The organism is Paenibacillus allorhizosphaerae (assembly GCF_042659105.1).
GTDB classification, from domain to species: Bacteria; Bacillota; Bacilli; order Paenibacillales; family NBRC-103111; genus Paenibacillus_G; species Paenibacillus_G allorhizosphaerae.
On the sequence record NZ_JBHSRV010000003.1, the window covers coordinates 563,449 to 583,597 of the forward strand.

A 20,149-nucleotide genomic window follows, 5' to 3' on the forward strand; every position below is an offset into this window, starting at 1 on the left:
GCACTATGCCACCTCCCCGGATTTGCGTTTGCCCGACATCGACCGCAAAATCCAACGGATAATGCCATGCGAAGCAACGAAGAAAATAACCGTCCCGATAATGACCCGGATAATCTCGGGCGGGACGTCGGCGCCAAAGCTCATGCCCGCCGAACCGTACGTGAGCGAGCCGAATAATATCGCGGCGAGCACAACGCCGAGCGGATGATTCCCGCCAAGCAGCGCCACGGCGATGCCGTCAAAGCCGTAGCCGGGCGAAGCTGCAGCCAGCACTTGATAATGAAATACGCCGAGAATTTCAAATACGCCGGCAAGTCCTGCGAAGACGCCGCCGATAAACATCGCTTTCACGACATTGACGCCGACGTTCATGCCCGCATATTCGGCAGCCGTCGGACTGTGGCCGACCGCGCGCAGTTCAAAGCCCTGTCTTGTTCTCCACAGCAAAATGTAGAAAACGATTGCGGCCAACGGCGCAACGACAATGCCCCAATGCAGGCGCGCATTGCCTAACATAGCGCTGATCGCCGTCAGGCTGACGGAGGCGGTGTCCCGAATCAAGTAGGATCGCTGTTGCCCCGGCTGCAGCAGGAAATGGCTGACGATGTAGTTGGCTAAGAACAACGCTATCCAGTTCAGCATAATGGTTGTGATGACCTCGTTGACGCCGCGTTTCGCCTTCAAATAGCCGGCGATCGCCCCCCATAACCCGCCGAGCAGCGCGCCTACGATGACGGCAAGCGGCGCGTGAAGCCAGAATGGCAAATTCGCCTTTACGCCGACAATAGCCGCCCCGGTCATCCCCATAATGACTTGGCCTTCCCCCCCGATATTGAACAAGCCGGTACGGAAAGCGAAAGCGACGGACAAACCGGTGAATATAAGCGGCGTAATTTCCCGGATCGCTTCACCGATGTTGTAAGGGTCTCCGACCACTTTTTCAAACAACGACGCATACGCCGTTAATGGGTTGTACCCGCCGGCAAGCATGATGAGCGCGCCGACCAGCAGTCCGAGCACGATGGCGACGAGCGGTACGAGCGCCGAATCGGTGGACATGACGCGAATCGCTTTATTCATCCGCTTCACCTCCGGGGAATGGCTTGTCTGGGGCATGACCGGCCGTGGATCCGGACATCATGAGTCCGAGCTCGCGGTCGGTCGTTTGCTCCGGATCGACATCGCCGACGATGCGCCCTTCATAGATGACGGCGATCCGGTCGGACAGCTTCAAAATTTCGTCCAGTTCAAGCGACACAAGCAGCACCGCTTTCCCTTTATTGCGCTGATCCAGCAGCCGCTTATGAATGAATTCGATCGCCCCGACGTCAAGCCCCCGTGTCGGCTGCGCGGCAATTAAGAGATCGGGATCCTGATCCACCTCGCGTGCGATAATCGCTTTCTGCTGATTGCCGCCCGATAAGGCGCGGGCCGGTGTATGCGTTCCCGGCGTACGGACGTCGAACTCCGCGATCAGCCGCTGCGCCTGCTTGTCGATCGCGGCGTAGTCGAGAAACCCTCCGCGGTTAAACGCCGGGCTATAGTACGATTTGAGAACCATATTCTCGCTCATCGAGAAGTCGAGCACCAGCCCCCGCTTGTGCCGGTCTTCCGGAATGTGCGCAAGTCCGCTTTCGGCAATGTGCCGCGGGGAACGCCCTGCGATTTCGCGGCCGTTCAGTCGAACGTTGCCGCTATCAATGCCGCGCAGCCCCGTCAATGCTTCAATCAATTCGCTCTGACCGTTGCCGTCGACGCCGGCCAGGCCGAGAATCTCGCCGCCGCGCACCTCCAGCGTTACGCCGTTCAGTACCGGAAGGCCGTTTACGCCGCGTGCCGTCACTTCATTGACGGACAGCACCGGCTCGCCTGGCTTCTTCTCTGATTTTTCAAGCCGGAACGATACTTCGCGGCCGACCATTTTCGCGGCTAGCTCGTCCGGGTTCGTGTCTTTCACCTGCAGCGTATCGATCACTTTGCCCCGGCGAATCACCGTGACCCGGTCGGCGATCGCCATAATTTCCTTCAGCTTGTGCGTAATCAGAATCATCGATTTGCCTTCGGCTACCAGCTTCCGCATAATGTCCATCAGCTCGCTGATTTCCTGCGGCGTTAATACGGCGGTCGGCTCGTCGAAAATTAATATATCCGCTCCCCGGTAGAGCGTCTTCAAGATTTCGACGCGCTGCTGCATGCCGACCGAAATATCCTCTACACGCGCACGCGGATCGACCCTAAGCCCGTAGCGCTCAGACAACTCGGCCACCTGCTTCTCCGCTGATCGGAAGTCGACACGAAGACCCCGCTTCGGCTCCATGCCAAGGATAATATTTTCAGTGACCGTGAAAGGTTGAACGAGCTTGAAATGCTGGTGCACCATCCCGAGGCCTAACTCAATAGCCATGCCCGGATTCGGAATCGATACGGGATTGCCGTTCACATAAATTTCGCCTTCGTCCGGCTGGTACAAACCGAACAAGATGTTCATCAGCGTCGACTTTCCCGCACCGTTCTCGCCGAGGAGGGCGAGAATCTCGCCCTCCCGCAGCGAAAGACTGATCCCGTCGTTGGCCACAATACCGGGAAACCGCTTCGTAATGCCGCGCATTTCCACTTTCACGCTCATGATTCCGGAACCTTGATTTCGCCTTTGACGATTTTTTGCTTATACTCATCCACTTTTTTCAATACGTCTTCCGGCACATTCTTTGCTGCGTCCGCCGGCAATCCGACCCCGTCGTCCTTCAGGCCGAGCACGACCGTATGGCCGCCCTCGAATTTGCCGTTAATCAAATCGTTCGATACGCGGTGCACGGCGAGGTCGACTCGTTTCATCATCGAAGTCAACGTCACATCGTTGCCGAACATTTTAGACTGGTCCTGGTCCACGCCGATGACCCATACTTTTTTGCCGCCCTTGAGCCGGTCTTTCGCTTCGTTGAATACGCCGTTCCCGGTGGCGCCTGCCGCATGAAAAATAATATCCGCTCCATCATTATAGATGGTGGCGGCGGCCGCCTTGCCCGAATCGGGTTTATCGAACGCCCCGGTATAGTTGATCGATACTTTGGCGTTCGGATTGGCAGCAGCCACGCCGGCCTTGAATCCGGCTTCGAACCGTTTGATGACCGGTATATCCATCCCGCCGATAAAGCCGATCTTATTCGTCTTCGTCATTAATCCGGCCACAACGCCGACAAGATACGAGCCCTCATTCTCGGCAAAAGTGACGGAGGCAACATTCGGAGCATCGACCACATTGTCGATAATGGCCAGCTTCGCCTCGGGATTTTGCGTGGCGACGGTCTTCATCGCATCGCCGATAATAAAGCCGATCCCCCACACGAGCTGAAAGTTGCTTTTCACCATTTGATTCAAATTCGGAATGTATTCGGAATCGCTTTTGCTCTGCAAATATTTCACCTTGGCGCCCGTATCCTTCTCCAGCTTCTGCAAGCCTTCCCAGGCACTCTGGTTAAAAGAGTTGTCGTTCACCCCGCCGATGTCCGTGACCATGCCGATATTGAACTTGGCGCCCGGTTGAGTCCCGCCCGCGCCTGCGCCCCCACCGGCGCCTTGATTCGTTCCATCCGCCGTATTTCCCGGTGCTGCCGGTTTCTTGCCGCAACCTGAAAGCGCAATAACGACGGCAAAAATGCATATCATGCATACTGAAATCCATTTTTTCATCCTGTTCCAACCTCCATGTGATGAAAATTCCATATCGCCTGCGTTAGTATTCTCCAATCGTTGCTTCATTATTTCGCATCTGGAAAAAGCACAGCGAAAAGGACCTGACGCCATGCATCAAGTCCTCCTTGTGTTAAAGCTAGTATTTTTTATCGACAAGCTTACGCTTTCGGATGAATCATGTCTTCCGGCCGCACGATTTGATCAAACTGTTCCGCCGTCAAATAGCCGCTCCGCACCGCCGCTTCCTTCAGTGTGAGCCGCTCCTTGTGCGCCGTCTTCGCAATGAAAGCCGCTTTCTCGTATCCGATATGCGGATTCAATGCCGTGACGAGCATCAGCGACTCGTCCAAGTAACGGCGGATCGCCTGGCGGTCCGGCTCGATGCCTACGGCGCAATGCTCATTGAACGAATCCATTGCATCCGCCAGCAAACGCACAGACTGCAGGAAATTATGGATGATCACCGGCTTGAACACATTAAGCTCAAAATTGCCTTGGCTCGCGGCAAAGCCGATTACCGCATCGTTGCCCATGACCTGGCAGGCCACCATCGTCATCGCTTCGCTCTGCGTCGGATTCACTTTCCCCGGCATGATCGAGCTGCCCGGCTCATTCTCGGGTATCGTAATTTCCCCGATGCCGCAACGTGGGCCGCTTGCAAGCCACCTGACGTCGTTGGCGATCTTCATCAAATCGGCCGCCAGCGCTTTGATCGCTCCGTGCGTATAGACAATTTGATCGTGGCTGGTCAAACCATGAAACTTGTTCGATGCCGACACGAACGTTTTGCCCGTTTCCGCCGACAGTTCTTTCGCCGCCGTATCGCCGAACTCCGGATGCGCGTTCAGACCGGTGCCTACCGCCGTCCCTCCGATCGCAAGCTCCTTCATCGTTTCCGCGCTTTGCCGGATCATCCGCTCCGTCTTGTCCAGCATCGCCCACCAGCCGCTGATTTCCTGCCCGAGCGTAAGCGGCGTAGCGTCCTGCAAATGCGTACGGCCGATTTTCACGATGTCCGCAAAAGCTTCCATTTTCGCGCGCAGCGTTTCCTTGAGCGATTGGAGCGCAGGCAGCAGCCGGTCCTCAACCGCGAGCACACCGGCTACATGCATGGCCGTCGGAAATGTATCGTTCGAGCTTTGCGAGCGGTTCACGTCATCGTTCGGGTGAATGCGAATCTCGCTGCCCTTCCCGTCCAAAATCTGATTGGCGCGCCTTGCGATCACCTCGTTGGCGTTCATATTGGATTGGGTGCCGCTGCCGGTTTGCCACACAACCAGCGGAAAATGATCGTCCCACTGCCCCGCTTTGACTTCGTCCGCCGCTTGTTTGATCGCCTCGGCTTTTTCCGGCTCCAGTTTGCCGAGCTTGCGGTTCGCTTCGGCCGCCGCTTTTTTGAGCAGCGCGAAAGCTTGGACCACCTCCATCGGCATCCGTTCCGTTCCGATCCGGAAGTTTTCGCTGCTTCGCTGCGTTTGCGCGCCCCAAAGCTTGTCCGCCGGGACACGGATTTCCCCCATTGTATCGCGTTCGATTCGGTAATCCATAAGTTCGGCCTCCTGGTAACCATATGGGTATTTTCAGCATCCGCTTTACGGTTCCATCATATCGCAAGTCTTCTGATTTTCCAAAAAACAACCGTTCCGCCAAGGCTTGCAAGCCCGCTGCTTAATACGGTAGCGGCGGGCAGATCCAATCGTTGTGCACCGTTTTTTTCGCTTGGAAACTAATCCTGAAGGACGGTAATGCTTTTTTCCCCGCCGATATAGATGCGATTTGTTTGCGGGTTCAGCACGAGCCCCCTTGGCCCCTCACCTAAACGAAGCAATGCGATCCTTTTCAGTGTACTGCCATTATAGACGGTCAGCGGAGCGGTCCCGCTCTCCGGAGATTCCGCAATGAACAAATGGTTTGTTTTTGGATTAATAAGCGCACTCGTAAACGTCGGAACGGTTAACGTTTGGATCACGCGATTGGTGCTGCCGTTAATGGCAAACAGCCGTCCCTTGGCCGAAACTTGGGCACTCGTTATATAAATCCGATTCGTGATCGGGTTAAGTATGATATCGCTTTGCAACCTGCCGAGCCGAATGTTTCGAACTTTATTTGTTCGAAGGTTTAAGACGGAGTAGAAACGGCTTAAGTTGTTGGCGATATAAAGCCGGCTCGTTCTTTGGCTTAACACCGGCGTTATCACCGGGTTGTTTCCCACTTTTTCGGTTGCCAAAAACGCATGACTGTTCCCGTCAATGACGGAAACGGTGTCTTTGACGGTATTGGTCACGTAAATACGGTTGGATAGCTCGTTGATCACGATTTGCGAAGGTCGACCGGTAAATTTAATTTTCGTTACCATTTTATTGGTGTTCCCGTTCAGGACAGCGAGCTGCCCGTTCGGGGAGGACAACGATATGGTCGACACATAGATGAAATTCGTACGAGAATTGACCGCGATTTCATCGCACCGTTCGCCCACTTTGATCACCGTGATGACCCGGTTAGTACGACCGTTGATAACGGAGACGGTGCCGTCTTGGAAATTCGTAATGTAGATTCGGTTTGTTCGCGGATTGACAACCATGTTGTAAGGCAAACGTCCCGTCTTCACCGTGGTTATTATTTTATTCGTATTCCCGTCCATTACGACCATGCGGCTTTTATCGTTAAGAAAATAAACGCGGTTGGTCACCGAATTAACGGCAGCGGCGACGACAGGACCGCTGACAGGAATCGTATTCGTAATGCGAGGTAATGACTGACTTATTCTCCGTTTCTTGCGCAACAATGTAAGGATCATGCCGGCTCCCCATCCCAATAGGTTGATGTTCCATGTATATTCGCGAATTTCCCGATAGGGAACCGGATCGGAATGCGGCCGTAATATTTCCGGGCGCCGGGCGTACCGAAATAATCGTTATAGCGCTTTTCTTACTGTTCTCCCTCCTTTTTGTTGCAACGATCCGAGAAGTTGTGATATAGTATATCCTTGCCATTTTTAGGGATTTACCAATGATTGGAGGTATCGGACAGTGGAATCCGGTCTGCAGAACGCTTATCAAGAGGAATTGGAACAGCTGAATCATACGATCCGAGATATGAATGCACATTTGGAAGCGCTCCGCGCCATCCCTTCTTACACCGGTCCGGACTTGACCGAGCAAGTATTGGAATCGATTCGCGATAGCAAACGGCGCAACTTGACGCATGCGATGCCTGAGCCGTACTTCGGCAGGCTGGATTTCCATGAATCCGGCAAAACGGGACCGACCCCGCTATATATAGGAAAATTCGGTGTGGAAAAAGCGGACTCGCCAGAGCTGCTCGTCGTCGATTGGCGCGCGCCGGTAGCCAGTCTGTTTTATTCTTTCACCGGCGGCTCGGAAGCGGCCATATACGATTCTCCCGAAGGCGCGATCGAGGGTCTCGTCTATTTGAAGCGAAATCTCGTCATCCGCAAGCAAATCTTGCAGCGCGTCGTCGATACGTTCGACCGGGAAAGCGATGCGATAGCCGTGACCGATGAATTTTTGCTCTATCGGCTCGGTGAGAACAAGGACAATAAGCTGCGCGATATCGTATCGACGATACAGGCGGAACAAGACGCCATAATTCGTGCCGGAAAAAACAACGCGCTTATTATTCAAGGCGTAGCAGGAAGCGGTAAAACGACCGTCGCGCTCCATCGGCTTGCCTACTTGCTGTACCAATACCGCGATCAGGTGAAAGCGGAAAAAATGATCATATTCGCTCCAAGCCGTATGTTCCTCGATTACATCTCCGGGGTGCTGCCCGAGCTTGGCGTCGGTCATATTCAGCAAACGACGTTCGCGGACTGGGCTCTGGAACTGCTGGATCAGGAAGTAAAGCTGGCCGACCCGTCGGAACGGCTGCGTTACTGGTTCGCAGTGGGGCCTGATCGACCGGAGATGGACGACTCGGCGCCCGGACGATTCAAAGGCTCGCTCCGTTATATGCAGTGGTTGGACCAAGTACTGGACGCGTATGAACAAATCGCGGTACCCGACGCGGATTTCTCGCCCTGGGAAGGCAAGAAGCTGCCGCGTTCAATGATCCGCGAATGGTTCAACGTAGAATATAAGCACGAGTCACTGATGAAACGGCGGGAGCGCGTGCTCGCCCGCATCAAACGATGGATCGAGATCGAGCTGGAAAAAGTATGGGAAGTTCACCTGCGCAAAGATTACAAGAAAAAATCGGGCGAGAAGCTGCGCGCTTATACGAAGTCCTGGACAGCTTATACTCCTTTTACGTTTTATAAAGAGCTGTTCAACCCGGATGCCCGGCCTGCCTATGTAAGCGAAGCAGCCTCCGCTTTCATACCCGAGGATCTCCGCAAAACGACGTGGGCGGCGGCGAAGAAGAAGCTGGTGCAGACTGAGGATTTCGCTCCGCTGCTCTACATCCGCCAGCGGTTTCACGGCATTCACGGCGATCTCCGGTTTGATCATACGGTCATTGACGAGGCGCAAGATTTTTCACCCTTCCAGGTGGCGCTGCTTGCGATGCATACGAAAAACGGCTCCTTCTCCATCCTCGGCGATTTGTCGCAAGGCATTCATGCGTACCAAGGAATACAGGACTGGCATGAAATGCTCGACCAATTCCCCGAAGACAACCGCGGCTATTATACGCTCAACCGAAGCTACCGGTCGACGATGGAAATCATATACTTCGCGAACGAAGTGCTGAAGAACGGCGTGCAGGAACCTCCAACGCTCGCGGTCCCGGTGTTTCGCAGCGGCGACCCGGTAACAGTGGCACAAACCGGCGACGCCTCGCTTGCGGCGCAGTTGACCGAAGCCATCGCCGCTCACCGCAGCCGCGAAGGCGCGGGTACGCTGGCGGTTCTCGCCCGCACGGAGGACCGCTGCCGCCAGCTGCACGCGGAGCTGGCCGCCGCCGGGTGCGAGGCAAATCTGATCGTGCCCGGCCAACAGCAGTACGAAGGCGGCGTCTCGATCGTGCCGGTATATATGGCCAAGGGACTTGAATTCGACACCGTACTCCTTATCGATGTCGACCCGGAGCATTATCGCGCCACACCGCAAGATGCGAAACTGCTGTACGTCGGCTGCACCCGTGCGCTGCACGAATTGAAGCTTTATTTCCGCGGCGAGCCCTCCCCGCTCATCGCCGGAATCGAAGGCGATTTCATCACTCGAGACTAGTAAAAAACGCTCCATCCGCAGGCACCGCTGCTCGAAGCAGCCGCTGCATGCGGTGAGCGTTTTTTTTTGCGAGTACACACAAAATACCTGATCCGGCTATTCATATCGTCTTTAATGCGTCTGCATATGACGTTCCGGCTGAAATATGGGGGGCTGCTTCAACCAGCCTTTTTTGCTCGCCAAATTCTTCAATTTGATGGCAAACGTCATTTTCATCGTCAAATATTTGGCGAACCGGGCGGCGACATCCGCCCTGACGGACTCCGTCATTCCCCGGCAAGCATAATTGATGCCAAGAATGATATTGAACTGCAACAGATTCGCGCACTCTTCGTCGGATAATCTCGAGCCTTCCGGAATATCCCTATAATCTCCGATCGGTTTTTCCGGTGTCGACTGCGGCAGTGATACCCCTTCTTCTCTGAGGAATTCCGTCAGTTCCTTATAAATAGGATTATGGACGTTATTGATCACGTCCTCCAACGCTTCTCTAAGTTCAGGGTCATGCACAATGTTAAAAGATACCTGCTCTCCCCGCAAGGTTTGCTCGGTCGCCGTCAAATAAAACCAGAGATTCATAACTTCCCCAGTGTTTAAAGGCGGCTTCTCCCCGTCGAGAAAAGGTTTGATTGCTTCAGTGATCGTTTCCAGTATATTCATGATCTCACCCTGTCTATGGTTATGTACAGACATAATTGGTATTAGAATATCCTACCGGATCTTTTTCATGCACAGACGATTTCATTCTGAATAAAAGCCGAATAATGTGAGCTGCTGCAAGGAATTCATCATCGTTTGAATCAATGCGGGATTGTTCCGATAGGGAAGAGGAAGGCATCTCAGGCAAACGTCCAGCCGGTTCAACAGTTCGACGGCTCGCAATCTGTCATTCCGGGACAGGGAAGAAAATAGGCCGCCGCCAGTAGACGGTTGATACAGGGCAGGATGGATGGATTGACGGATTCGCAAGAGACGGGCTGCGCCGATATCGAGCAAAACGGCGGTCGTTCTGGAGAAAGGAACATTCGCTTGGGTGGCCACATGAGGATCTTGGGATAGATCGACTTCCATGATGACGAATTCGTGAATGCACCAGTTCATCGCTCCCGGCACATACTCCGCCTGGCATAAGCCGAGCGTGGGCGGAATCACGGCATCGACAAGCGCCTGAAAGGTAGCGCACGTATAACGATCGCTTATGGCAGCCATGTAGACCAAAAGCCCACCGCCTCTATGTTCATCTTCCTTACATTCCTTTTGTATTATATTGACCTCGCTCGGGCGACATGTCATCGTCCTCCGCCCGATCTGTCTTCCGGATTCAAAGGAATGCGGATGCAAAACTCATAGTGCCGATCCGTTCGTCTGAGCGCAATGTCCCCGCCATGCAGCTGTACGATGCTTTGGGCAATGGACAAGCCAAGACCCGAACCGCGCGGCATGCTTTGACCGCCTCTGGATTCGTCCGCTTTATAAAATCGCTCGAACAAGCGCTCCTCTTGTTCTTTTGTAATCGGGCTGCCGGTGTTGGCTATGGACAGCGTCGCCCACCTCGAATCCGTGTGAAGCGCGATGTCGATCGTACCGGGCTTTAAGCTGAATTTCAGCGCATTCGTCAGCAAATTATCGATAGCCCGGACCATTTTTCCGGCATCGATAGGGACCGTTATTTTTTGCTCAGGAACCGTACTTTGTACATGCACCTGATGCTGCTGAGCCAGCGGAATGAACTCCATAATGATTTGATCGATCATCGCCGTCAAGTCGATACGGCGTTTGTCCAGCGAAACTTGGTTGCTCGTCAGCCGCGTGTATTCGAACAAATCGTCGATCAATTGTTTCAACTGATTCGATTTGTTAAGTGCGCTGTGAATATACGGTTTCAAGGAATCATTCGTTTCCTTGTGCTCGTTCAACACGCTCAAATAGCCGATGATGCTTGTCAGCGGCGTACGCAAATCATGGGAGATGTTCGTAATCAGCTCGCTCTTCGTTTGTTCGGCTAAACGCTCTTTGGCGATTTTTTCTTCGAGCTGGCCGGCCATGTAGTTGATGTTTCCCGTTAACGTTCCGAGCTCGTCCCGGCTTCGGACCTGCAGACGAACCGACAGATTGCCGTGAGCGATCCGTTCAAGACCGGCATTCATCTCCTGAATTTGCCGCATTTTGTTATAGGTGAACAAATAAAACAACAGCAAAAACAATACTAAAAATACGATTCCGGTATACAAGCGCGGGCTTTGATAGTAATATCCTTGCTCGGCCACCAGTTTGCCCGATACAATTAAAAACAGTCTTTGTCCGTTATATTGCACCGGCGCCATCACCGTTAACTGCTTTCCCGGCTCCGGACGTTCCTCAGCCTCTTTTTGCTGATAAGCGATTTCATATAAATCGATCCGTTGTTCAGTGGCGGACTTGGAATGATATACGACGTTACCCTGTAAATCGGACAACAGGATATGCAGCCCGCTGCTGCTGTAGCGATCCAGAAGCGGGTTGATCGCATCCGTTCCACCTAGCTCTGACAGTTTCTGCTCGACGATACGAAGCGTTTGGTTAATATTTTGTTTACTCGTTTCATAGCTGATATAATTTTCTTTTCTCCATTCCCGCGTCACAAAATCAAAAGCCGCAAACAAAATAATGCTGAGAACCAGCGTTACGGCAAATGTCAACACCAACCGGATACGAAGGCTCCTGCTCCAATTCGGCTGCCTAATCAAGCTTATAACCTACTCCCCACACCGTTTTGATATATTTGGAATCGCGCGGGTTATCCTTTAGCTTCTCGCGAAGATTTCGGATATGCACCATCACCGTTTTATCGGACTGCATGACCGGGTCTTTCCAGATCGTTTCGTATATTTTATCGACGCTGAACACTTGTCCCCGATGGGTGCCGAGCAGTTCCAAAATGCCGAATTCCAGCGGTGTCAATTGGATTTCTTTCCCGTTCAGCGTTACTTGATGACGCGGAATATTCACGGTTAACTCGCCGATCGTAATGACCTGCGGCTGGCTGCCTGCCGTTTCGGTCATCTTGCTTCTTCGCAGCTGGGATTTGACGCGCGCCACCAGCTCGAGCGGGTTAAACGGTTTGGACAAATAATCGTCCGCACCGCTCGTAAGTCCCAATATTTTATCCATATCCTCGTTTTTGGCCGACAGCATAATGATCGGAATGTTGTTGCTTTCCCGAATTTTGATGCATGTTTGAATGCCGTCGAGCCGAGGCATCATCACGTCCAGGATGATCAAATCGACCGGATGCTTTTGCAAAATCTGCAAACCTTGCTCTCCATCCTCCGCTTCCAGCATGACGCAGCCTTCATTCTTCAAAAAAATTTGTACGATGTCGCGAATTTCCGGTTCGTCTTCGATGATCAGTATGGAAGGAGCATTTCCGTTTTTCATTCGTTAATCCACCTTTTTCTACAAACATATACGAACGCCGGCGGCATATTCCATGCCACAAATGAAACGGAAACATGGGCAAACGCGCTCTGCAGCATTTTTTTCATTTGCAGGGAATATTGGAACGTGACGAAAATGCCGTCGTCGCTCAGCGAATCGTGAACTTGCCTAATGATTTGTTCGCGATCGGATTGTGCAAAATTCGCAAACGGCAATCCGGAAATGATGCAGTCCGCCTTAGCCATTCCGATTTTTGGCAAACAGGCTTGCAGATCCAACGCATTTTTGCAAAAATAAAAGCCTTTGTACATTTCGAGCAGTTGGCTGCGCATTTCGTCTTCTTTTTCGAAGATCGCCACTTTGCAATCGGGCCTGGCCAGCTCATAAATCGCCTTCGTAAAGATGCCGGTTCCCGCGCCTAATTCAACGACGTTGCGCGCTTGATCCCACGGGATCGGTTCGAGCATTTTATTCGTCAAACGGTTCGAGCTGGGAATAATGCTCCCCACGTCCCGCGGATTTTGTATGAATTTTTTGAGAAACATCCATTTGCCTGCTGCGGATGATTTGACGGATGTGTCCGATAACATCGGCGTTCAACTCCTTTGGCTCTCGTCTTTCTTCATGCAACTATCATATCTTTTAATGTTTAGAATTTAAGCAGGGAATTATTAAAGATTTTCTTAAGATATGCCCGGATAAAAAAAACGGCCCATACCGATATTGTAATCGGTATGAGCCGTATAAACCACCAGGGACGCTTGTCTATTCCACCAGAGACTGCAGCTCTTTCACCACATGCGGCGGCCGCCCGCCGGTCAAGGCGGCTACAAGATTTTGCGCTGCAAGCATCGCCATATCAAACCGCGTCTTCGCCGTCGCGGAGCCGATATGCGGCATCGTCACCACATTCGGCATGCGCAGCAGCGGATTGTCCGGCTGAACCGGCTCCACCTCGAATACGTCGAGTCCGGCGCCGCGAATTTGCCCGGTCTGCAGCGCTTCGATCAAAGCCGCTTCGTCCACGGTTTGGCCGCGCGAAGCGTTGATGAAAAACGCGGTCGGCTTCATCATCGCAAAATGCTCCTTGCGGATATACCGCTCCGTCTTTGGCGAGAGCGGCGTCATCAAGACGACGAAATCCGATTCGCGAAGCACCGTTTCAAGGCCGCAATATTGCGCGCCGTACTTTTCTTCCGCTTCCGGCCGGCGGCTGCGGTTATAGTACAGCAGTTCCATTCCAAACCCGTGCACCGCGCGTCTGGCGATCGCCTCGCCGATGCGCCCCATGCCGATAATGCCGAGCTTGGCATGGTGGACGTCCATCCCGAAGAAATCTTCTTCGCTCAAGCCTGCACCTTTTCGCCAGTTCCCTTCCTTCACGAACGCATCAAGCTCGGTAATGCGCCGCGCGGAAGACAACATAAGCCCAAGCACGAGGTCCGCCACCGTATCGTCAAGCACATACGGCGTATGCGTGCCGACTACTCCGCGCGCGCGCATCGCCTCCAGATCAAAATGATTGTATCCGACGGAGATGCTGCTCACCGCGCGAAGCTTAGGCGCATGATCGAGCAGTTCCTGATTGACCGGGCCCCCGGTCGTAAGCAAGCCTTCCACGCTTCCGAGCTCGTCAAGCAAACCTTGCCGGGAGGGCGTACCTTGGCCGTCCCACATCCGGCAGTCGCAATATTGCTCCAAATATTGCAGCACCTCAGAAGGGATTCGCTTTGTAATGTATATTTTCGGTTTGCTCATGATCACTAGCTCCTTCCTATGTTAGCTTAGTCCCGCTACCGCTTTGATCGACTGCTGTTCCGGGGACAGTACTTCATTCAAACTGCCGGAACGGTAACCCTTGAGATCGAGCGTGACATAGGCGTACCCGATTTCTTTCAGCTTCGCATGCACCGTATCCGCAACGGCGAGCACCTCCGCCAGTTCCGCCGCCGGTACTTCGATTCTTGCAAGCGTATCGTGCTGACGGACGCGCACCTGGCGAAATCCGAGCTGGATGAGGAAATCTTCCGCCTGATCGATCATCGACAGTTTTTGAGCGGTAATCATTTCCCCGTATGGGATGCGCGAGGATAAGCAGGCGAACGACGGCTTATCCCACGTCTTCAATCCGAATTTACGCGACAGATGGCGGATTTCCGATTTTTTAATTCCGGCTTCGAGCAATGGCGCCCTTACGCCCTGTTCGTGGGCCGCTTGCAGTCCCGGACGGTGTTCGCCCAAGTCGTCGGCGATCGCGCCGAATACGACGTGTTCGTAGCCGCGGGCGGCTGCAATCGGAATCAGATGGTCGAACAAAGAGTTTTTGCAAAAATAGCAGCGGTTGGTCGGATTCTCGGCATAACCGGGAATGTTCAGTTCGCTCGTATGAATTACTTCATGCGGGGCGCCCATCTCCTTGGCCAGCTCGATCGCTTCGTACTTCTCGCGCTCCGGATACGTCTCCGAATCAGCCGTAATGGCGAGTACATTGTCCTTACCCAAATATTCAAGCGCAGCTTTAAGCAAAAACGCGCTGTCCACCCCGCCGGAAAAGGCGACGACCACTTTCCCCATCGAACGGAGAATGTCGCCAAGCTGCTCATACTTCTGCTCTATTTGTTGCTCCATGGTTATCATGGCATTTGGCCTCCCGTCTCCCTCGCGCGCATTATTATGTATGCACACGTTTGCAAGATCGATTATCAATATCCTTCAACATCATTATAGACGCTTTTTACCGGAAGAAAAAGAGGGTGCGGCAAATCGCGTGGAAATCCGGCGTTCTTTCTTCGTATGTCGAACTCATTGAATTAAGCTGCGGAGACAGGCAAAATTCGCGGTGAGCAAGCGCTGCAGGCATTCGAACATCGTAAGTCGGCCTTCATTGTAAAATTTTTCTGCAATATTCCTTGACAGGAATATTCCTAATGGGGTATATTAAGAATGCAGATACGATTCCACGAAACAAACGAAACGAGGTGGCCTGTATAGCGGAAATTTGGATACCTTCGCGCCCGTCCCTCATGCAAGCAATCGTTTCATGAAAGGACCATAGCAACATGGATATAACGACATTTAGCGCACTGGCCGAACCCCATCGGCTGCGCATTGTGGAACTGCTGCTCGACGGCCCGCTCACCGTCGGCGACATCGCCGACCGGCTGCAGCTGCGCCAGCCGCAAGCTTCCAAGCATTTGCGTGTCCTGCTGGACGCCGGATTGGTCGAAGTTCACGCTGAAGCCAATCGCCGGAACTATAAGCTTCGACTGGAGCCGTTTCAGCAATTGGACGCTTGGCTTGAAACGTACCGCGGCGTCTGGGATGAGCGGCTCGATGCGCTCGATCTTTACTTGCAAAAGCTGCGGCAAAAAGATATTAAACCTACGGGTAAACCATGAGGAGGAAAATTAAAATGGCTAATCAAATGATTACGAAAGTAGAAGGTTCGGTATTGGTTCTGGAGCGCGTGTTCAACGCCCCGCGCGAGCTCGTATTCAAAGCATTTTCCGAGGCGGAGCATTTAAAGCATTGGTGGGGACCTCGCGGATGGGAGATACCGGTATGTAACGTCGATTTTCGTCCGGGTGGCGTCTGGCATTATTGCATGAAATGCGTCGACAAAAACCAAGGCGATTTCTATGGCATGGAATCTTGGGGCAAAGGGGTCTACGAGGAAATCGTCGCGCCAGAGAAGATCGTCTACGTCGACTACTTTTCGGATGCCGAAGGCAATGAAAACGAGAGCATGCCTTCCACCCGCGTTACATTGACCTTTGATGAGCATGAAGGCAAGACAAAGCTGATCAACCGGGCGCTCTACGCTTCCCCCGAAGCACTCAAAACGGTTTTGGATATGGGCATGGAACAAGGTATTTCCGAAACTTGGGATCGTCTCGACGAGCACTTGCAATCCCTGCAATAAGCTGTTGCCAACAAAGCCGTCCGTCTTTGAACGGGCGGCTTTTTGACGTTTCGTTACTTTTTCAATTCGGCTGCAATATCCTCTTCCAGCTGTGCCGGTTCGGTTCGCGCACTGAATTGTTTCACTACCTCGCCTTGCTTGTTGATGAGGAATTTGACGAAATTCCACTCAATGTCGCCCGTCCGGTACGGTTCAGGTACGCTCTCCACCAAATAACGGAACAGCGGATGCGCGTTATCCCCTTTTACATCCACCTTGGCAAACATTGGGAAAGTAACGTTGTAATTCAGCTCGCAAAACTGTTTGATCTCCTGCTCCGTCCCCGGCTCCTGCCCGGCAAACTGATTACAAGGAAATCCAAGAACGGCGAAACCTTGATCATTGTACGTTTCATACAGCGACTGCAGTCCTGTATAGTGCGGCGTCAACCCGCAAGCGCTTGCCGTATTGACGATCAGCAGCACTTTCCCTTTGTAATCGGCGAGCGACTGCTGCTCCCCGTCGATGGTCGTGACAGTAAAGGAATATATCGACATCTTCATTTCCCCTTGTCCTATTGGAATATATGCTCATTGTAGCATGAATGCGGATGGAATTAAAATCCATGTACATTAGAGAAAAGAATGGAGGTCTGTTACAATAGGAACGATATTCATACCACTTATTTTTCGCCGAAGGAGGTACGCATGCCGGTTCGCGAACGTTACAATGTGATATTGCATTGTCGGTTGCGGGCAATTGCCCAGGTGTAGGCAAACGGAATGCGGCAATGACGACGATGAACGAGATGCAGTCCATTCAACACAAAATCGAGGAAGCGATCCGCCTGCTGGAGGCGCGCTTTCTTGAGCGGGAGGAGCTGATCCGGCTGCTGCTGCTCGGCCTGATGAGCCACGAGAACGCCTTGCTCGTCGGACCGCCGGGAACGGCCAAATCGCAACTGGCCCGCGCGGTATCCCAGCTGTTCGGCGGCGGCCGATGGTTCGATTACTTGCTGACCCGGTTTACGACGCCGGATGAAATGTTCGGTCCGGTTTCGCTGCAGCAGCTCAAGCAGGACCAGTACGTACGGCAGACGGACGGCTATTTGCCCGCAGCGGATTTTGCTTTTTTGGATGAAATTTTTAAGGCAAACAGCGCGATTTTGAATTCATTGCTGTCCATACTGAACGAGCGCGTATTTTTCAACGGCCGGGAAAAACAAAAAGCTCCTCTGGTCTTCCTGATGGCAGCATCCAATGAATTGCCCGAAGAAAACGATCAGTTAGCCGCATTATACGACCGGTTCCTGATCCGCTACGAAGTGGGCTACTTGAAGCATATGTCAAGCTACGAACGGATGTTTCAGCTGCCGGATGAGCCGCTCCCAGCGCTTCTCTCCCTGCAAGACGCGGAAGCGGTGGAGGCGGCGGCTATGCAAGTGACGATACCGGAGACGCTGATCTACATGCTTTATCAGTTGAAAACGAACATGGAAGCGAAAGATTTCGCACTCTCCGACCGCCGCTGGCGTAAAATCGGACGCGTCTGGAAAACGTCGGCGGCGCTGAACGGACGCAGCGAAGTCAACGTATGGGACACGGTATTCACCCCGCACATGCTCTGGGACTTCCCGGAAGACGCATCCGCGCTGCACGAGCTGTTCCAGAAGGCGTTTCAAGAGGCGCTCGGGCAGGAAACGGAACGCGAGCTGCCGATCCGCAAATACGACCGGATCGCCAAGCACTGGGCGGGCAAAGAAGATGAATTGCATGCATTCCAGTTCAAGAAGGAAGTCGGCGGCCGGATGAGCAGGGAAGATCAGGAGAAGGCGAAAGCGAATTTGGAGGAGTGCCGGCAGGAACTGGAGGAAACGGCGCGCGAACTGCGCGGCAAGCTGACCCTCTGGCTGCAGCGGGAGAAAGATTTGCCCGGGTATATTCGCAACCGCAATTTTTTGCTGCTGCACACGGCGCAATATGCGGTAAAGTATACGCATTTGCGCATTCAAGGCGAGCGCATTTTACAAACGCTGCAGGGCTTGTATCGCACGCTGTTCGATCGCGAAATCCCCGGCGTGGAGTATGACTACACACTGTAATTGTCGATGGCGAGGTGAAAGCTCATGATCATCCGTGCGGCGCGAATCGACCGCTATGTGTTTGACGGCTATGTCCATTCTTCGCGGACCGCTCAGGAGTGGATTCGCGGGGCCAAAGCGCGTACATCTTGGTTTACGCTCGAGCTGTTCGCCGATTTCTTCATGTGTTTTTATTTGAAGCGCCCCGAGATCGACCGGGGCGCGGAGGAATCGCCGTTTCACCGCTGGCTGGTGGCGCAGCTGCAGCAGCAATACTTTTACCGGACGATTCATCCGCGAACGGAAGGCGAAGTAAACGCATCATTCAAGACGGCGCTCAAAGCGCTGATGTGGCTGACGAGCAGCTTCGAGGAGGAAGTGAAGCGGCGCAAGCAGGAAGAGCGCCAGCTGCGCACGATCGGCATGAACGACCGGCAGCAGCAGCAAGGCGACGATCAAACGCAAATGAGCGAACGGCTGTCGGACAAGCAGATCGAGCAGCTGAAGCTCGTCGGATACACGCTGCAGCAGGGCAAGCGCAATGTGGAGGAGAAGCAGGCGGCGCTCGACAGCCGGCCGCTCGCCGAGGCGGAAATTGCGGCGCTGAAGGTCCGCATCCGCTCGCTGCAGGAGGAGATGCGCGTCGACTTCGTGCGCCGCGACAAGCTGCGGCACAAGATGCAGAAAGCGGAGGCAGAGCTGGCGCAGCGCGAGAAGCAGCTGGAACGTCTCTCCCGCCGGGAGCAAGATACGTTCCGGCAGCTCGAGGAGCAGCTAGGCGCTTGGCTCAGCCGCTCGCTGAAAGAGTCGCTCGGCCGGGAAGACACGGAGAGCCTGAATGTGTTCGAGCTCTTGCAGGCCAGCCAGCAAATCGCGAACCGCCGCTGGGGCAGCGATCTCGGCAAGCTGCACCGGCAGAAGTTCGCGAACTATATGGAGTGGCTGGAGAAGCTGAAGCGGCATCCGGAGCTCGTCGCCTTTGTGCAGGAGGTCGGTCGGCAGGTGCAGCATCTGAAAGCGATGCGCCGAAAGACCCGCTCGCCGCGCGTCCCTGAAAACTACGACGATCTGCGGTATTCCGGCGACATTACACACATGCTGCCCTCCGAAGCAAGCTTGCTCGCCGATGAAGACTATGAGGCTTATTTCCTCGTTAACTGGCTGGAGCGCAAGCTGCTGACCTACAACATCTCCGGGTGGACCGAGGAGCCGTTCAAAGGTCCCGTCATCTGCATGCTCGATACGTCCTACTCGATGCGCGGCGGCAAGCTCCGGCTCGCGCAGCTATTCACGGCCACGTTCGCGGCGTTCAGCCTGCTGGAACGCCGCGACTTCATGCTGCTCCTGTTCGGCGCCAGCGGGGAGCTCATCGAGCGACCGCTTTACTGGCGGAAGCCCGATTGGCCCGCGTTTTACGCCTTGTCGCAGCTCGCCTTCGGCGGCGGCACGCACTTCGACGCCCCGCTCCGGCGGGGCATCGAGCTGGTGTCCGCGCAGCCCCGCTACCATGACGCCGACTTCGTCATGGTCACCGACGGCGTCGGCGCGATCTCGCCGCCGGTGCGCGAACAGCTCGCCGCGCTCGGAGCGGAGAAGCAGGTGCGCCTGCACTCGCTCATCATCGGCGCGGCGCGGCAGCATCTCGCCCAGCGCTACGACATCCTCGGCGTCTCGCACAACGTGCGCTTCGCCGCGACGTGGGAGACGCAGGAGAACGGCGAGCTGCTGCTCGACGTCGTCGGACAAGGCAAGCGGGCGCGCAAATAGCCGGTGCGCAAAATGTACGAAGATTGCTATGATCCAAGCAACGTTCGTGTCAGGCATCCTATGCGGCAACCCTGCAACCAACGAATCGTATTCAATTCGTTC

18 protein-coding genes are annotated in these 20,149 nt (G+C 53.9%); 5 read left to right on the forward strand and 13 right to left on the reverse strand.

All coding sequences use genetic code 11. The annotated features are described in order from the left end of the window. Positions 1 to 3 precede the first annotated feature (3 nt). The 5 genes from ACFQI7_RS15745 to ACFQI7_RS15765 form a co-directional block, all read right to left on the reverse strand. Positions 4 to 1,080, reverse strand: a complete 1,077-nt coding sequence (locus ACFQI7_RS15745; protein ID WP_218097854.1) for an ABC transporter permease — start codon at positions 1,078 to 1,080, stop codon at positions 4 to 6. Further along, positions 1,073 to 2,626 (reverse strand): ABC transporter ATP-binding protein, encoded by a 1,554-nt coding sequence (locus ACFQI7_RS15750; RefSeq protein WP_218097855.1) that lies wholly within the window; start codon positions 2,624 to 2,626, stop codon positions 1,073 to 1,075. Before ACFQI7_RS15750 ends, ACFQI7_RS15745 begins: the two co-directional genes overlap by 8 nt. After that, positions 2,623 to 3,690, reverse strand: coding sequence for a BMP family lipoprotein (locus tag ACFQI7_RS15755; RefSeq protein ID WP_218097856.1), 1,068 nt, complete (start codon positions 3,688 to 3,690; stop codon positions 2,623 to 2,625). The genes ACFQI7_RS15750 and ACFQI7_RS15755 overlap by 4 nt, the downstream gene beginning before the upstream one ends. 161 nt (positions 3,691 to 3,851) lie before the next feature. Then, positions 3,852 to 5,240, reverse strand: a complete 1,389-nt coding sequence (gene fumC / locus ACFQI7_RS15760; protein ID WP_218097857.1) for a class II fumarate hydratase — start codon at positions 5,238 to 5,240, stop codon at positions 3,852 to 3,854. Between the two features lie 179 nt (positions 5,241 to 5,419). Then, complete coding sequence (locus tag ACFQI7_RS15765) at positions 5,420 to 6,490, reverse strand: YncE family protein (RefSeq protein ID WP_218097858.1); 1,071 nt, start codon at positions 6,488 to 6,490, stop codon at positions 5,420 to 5,422. A 232-nt stretch (positions 6,491 to 6,722) separates the two neighbouring features. Between ACFQI7_RS15765 and ACFQI7_RS15770 the strand changes: the two genes are divergently transcribed. Beyond that, positions 6,723 to 8,882 carry a HelD family protein gene (locus ACFQI7_RS15770; protein WP_218097859.1) on the forward strand — a complete coding sequence of 720 codons (2,160 nt, stop codon included), beginning with the start codon at positions 6,723 to 6,725 and terminating at the stop codon, positions 8,880 to 8,882. Positions 8,883 to 8,993: 111 nt separating this feature from the next. Here the strand turns inward: ACFQI7_RS15770 and ACFQI7_RS15775 are convergent, their stop codons facing one another. The 7 genes from ACFQI7_RS15775 to larE form a co-directional block, all read right to left on the reverse strand. Beyond that, positions 8,994 to 9,542, reverse strand: a complete 549-nt coding sequence (locus ACFQI7_RS15775) for a DUF3231 family protein (RefSeq protein WP_218097860.1) — start codon at positions 9,540 to 9,542, stop codon at positions 8,994 to 8,996. An 81-nt stretch (positions 9,543 to 9,623) separates the two neighbouring features. Beyond that, positions 9,624 to 10,100, reverse strand: a complete 477-nt coding sequence (locus ACFQI7_RS15780) for a hypothetical protein (RefSeq protein ID WP_218097861.1) — start codon at positions 10,098 to 10,100, stop codon at positions 9,624 to 9,626. Between the two features lie 71 nt (positions 10,101 to 10,171). Then, a complete protein-coding gene (locus ACFQI7_RS15785; protein WP_230414735.1) occupies positions 10,172 to 11,563 on the reverse strand; it encodes a HAMP domain-containing sensor histidine kinase in 1,392 nt (463 codons plus the stop codon). 37 nt (positions 11,564 to 11,600) lie between these two features. After that, on the reverse strand, positions 11,601 to 12,299 hold the full coding sequence (locus ACFQI7_RS15790) for a response regulator transcription factor (protein ID WP_218097862.1): 699 nt from the start codon (positions 12,297 to 12,299) through the stop codon (positions 11,601 to 11,603). Then, complete coding sequence (locus ACFQI7_RS15795) at positions 12,296 to 12,889, reverse strand: class I SAM-dependent methyltransferase (RefSeq protein ID WP_218097863.1); 594 nt, start codon at positions 12,887 to 12,889, stop codon at positions 12,296 to 12,298. The genes ACFQI7_RS15790 and ACFQI7_RS15795 overlap by 4 nt, the downstream gene beginning before the upstream one ends. Before the next feature lie 175 nt (positions 12,890 to 13,064). Continuing rightward, positions 13,065 to 14,057, reverse strand: coding sequence for a 2-hydroxyacid dehydrogenase (locus tag ACFQI7_RS15800; protein ID WP_218097864.1), 993 nt, complete (start codon positions 14,055 to 14,057; stop codon positions 13,065 to 13,067). Positions 14,058 to 14,078: 21 nt separating this feature from the next. Then, entirely contained in the window at positions 14,079 to 14,936 is an 858-nt protein-coding gene (larE, locus tag ACFQI7_RS15805; protein WP_218097865.1) for an ATP-dependent sacrificial sulfur transferase LarE, read from the reverse strand. Between the two features lie 422 nt (positions 14,937 to 15,358). Between larE and ACFQI7_RS15810 the strand changes: the two genes are divergently transcribed. Continuing rightward, the gene (locus tag ACFQI7_RS15810; protein ID WP_218097866.1) at positions 15,359 to 15,697 is read left to right on the forward strand and encodes an ArsR/SmtB family transcription factor; all 339 of its coding nucleotides are present in this window, start codon (positions 15,359 to 15,361) and stop codon (positions 15,695 to 15,697) included. 14 nt (positions 15,698 to 15,711) lie between these two features. Continuing rightward, positions 15,712 to 16,221, forward strand: coding sequence for an SRPBCC domain-containing protein (locus ACFQI7_RS15815; protein ID WP_218097867.1), 510 nt, complete (start codon positions 15,712 to 15,714; stop codon positions 16,219 to 16,221). A gap of 53 nt (positions 16,222 to 16,274) precedes the next feature. Here the strand turns inward: ACFQI7_RS15815 and ACFQI7_RS15820 are convergent, their stop codons facing one another. Continuing rightward, the gene (locus tag ACFQI7_RS15820) at positions 16,275 to 16,757 is read right to left on the reverse strand and encodes a glutathione peroxidase (RefSeq protein ID WP_218097868.1); all 483 of its coding nucleotides are present in this window, start codon (positions 16,755 to 16,757) and stop codon (positions 16,275 to 16,277) included. 242 nt (positions 16,758 to 16,999) lie between these two features. On the opposite strand from ACFQI7_RS15820, the gene ACFQI7_RS15825 reads away from it, so the two are divergent. Beyond that, on the forward strand, positions 17,000 to 18,301 hold the full coding sequence (locus ACFQI7_RS15825) for an AAA family ATPase (protein WP_218097974.1): 1,302 nt from the start codon (positions 17,000 to 17,002) through the stop codon (positions 18,299 to 18,301). A 24-nt stretch (positions 18,302 to 18,325) separates the two neighbouring features. Beyond that, positions 18,326 to 20,047, forward strand: coding sequence for a hypothetical protein (locus ACFQI7_RS15830; RefSeq protein ID WP_218097869.1), 1,722 nt, complete (start codon positions 18,326 to 18,328; stop codon positions 20,045 to 20,047). The last annotated feature ends 102 nt before the right edge of the window (positions 20,048 to 20,149 follow it).

Coding starts and splice junctions, on each gene's coding strand:
- ACFQI7_RS15745 (WP_218097854.1), bottom strand. CDS start 1,080: ATGAATAAAGCGATTCGCGTCATGTCCACCGATTCGGCGCTCGTACCG.
- ACFQI7_RS15750 (WP_218097855.1), bottom strand. CDS start 2,626: ATGAGCGTGAAAGTGGAAATGCGCGGCATTACGAAGCGGTTTCCCGGT.
- ACFQI7_RS15755 (WP_218097856.1), bottom strand. CDS start 3,690: ATGAAAAAATGGATTTCAGTATGCATGATATGCATTTTTGCCGTCGTT.
- fumC (WP_218097857.1), bottom strand. CDS start 5,240: ATGGATTACCGAATCGAACGCGATACAATGGGGGAAATCCGTGTCCCG.
- ACFQI7_RS15765 (WP_218097858.1), bottom strand. CDS start 6,490: ATGATCCTTACATTGTTGCGCAAGAAACGGAGAATAAGTCAGTCATTA.
- ACFQI7_RS15775 (WP_218097860.1), bottom strand. CDS start 9,542: ATGAATATACTGGAAACGATCACTGAAGCAATCAAACCTTTTCTCGAC.
- ACFQI7_RS15790 (WP_218097862.1), bottom strand. CDS start 12,299: ATGAAAAACGGAAATGCTCCTTCCATACTGATCATCGAAGACGAACCG.
- ACFQI7_RS15795 (WP_218097863.1), bottom strand. CDS start 12,889: ATGTTATCGGACACATCCGTCAAATCATCCGCAGCAGGCAAATGGATG.
- ACFQI7_RS15800 (WP_218097864.1), bottom strand. CDS start 14,057: ATGAGCAAACCGAAAATATACATTACAAAGCGAATCCCTTCTGAGGTG.
- larE (WP_218097865.1), bottom strand. CDS start 14,936: ATGATAACCATGGAGCAACAAATAGAGCAGAAGTATGAGCAGCTTGGC.
- ACFQI7_RS15810 (WP_218097866.1), top strand. CDS start 15,359: ATGGATATAACGACATTTAGCGCACTGGCCGAACCCCATCGGCTGCGC.
- ACFQI7_RS15815 (WP_218097867.1), top strand. CDS start 15,712: ATGGCTAATCAAATGATTACGAAAGTAGAAGGTTCGGTATTGGTTCTG.
- ACFQI7_RS15820 (WP_218097868.1), bottom strand. CDS start 16,757: ATGTCGATATATTCCTTTACTGTCACGACCATCGACGGGGAGCAGCAG.
- ACFQI7_RS15825 (WP_218097974.1), top strand. CDS start 17,000: ATGAACGAGATGCAGTCCATTCAACACAAAATCGAGGAAGCGATCCGC.
- ACFQI7_RS15830 (WP_218097869.1), top strand. CDS start 18,326: ATGATCATCCGTGCGGCGCGAATCGACCGCTATGTGTTTGACGGCTAT.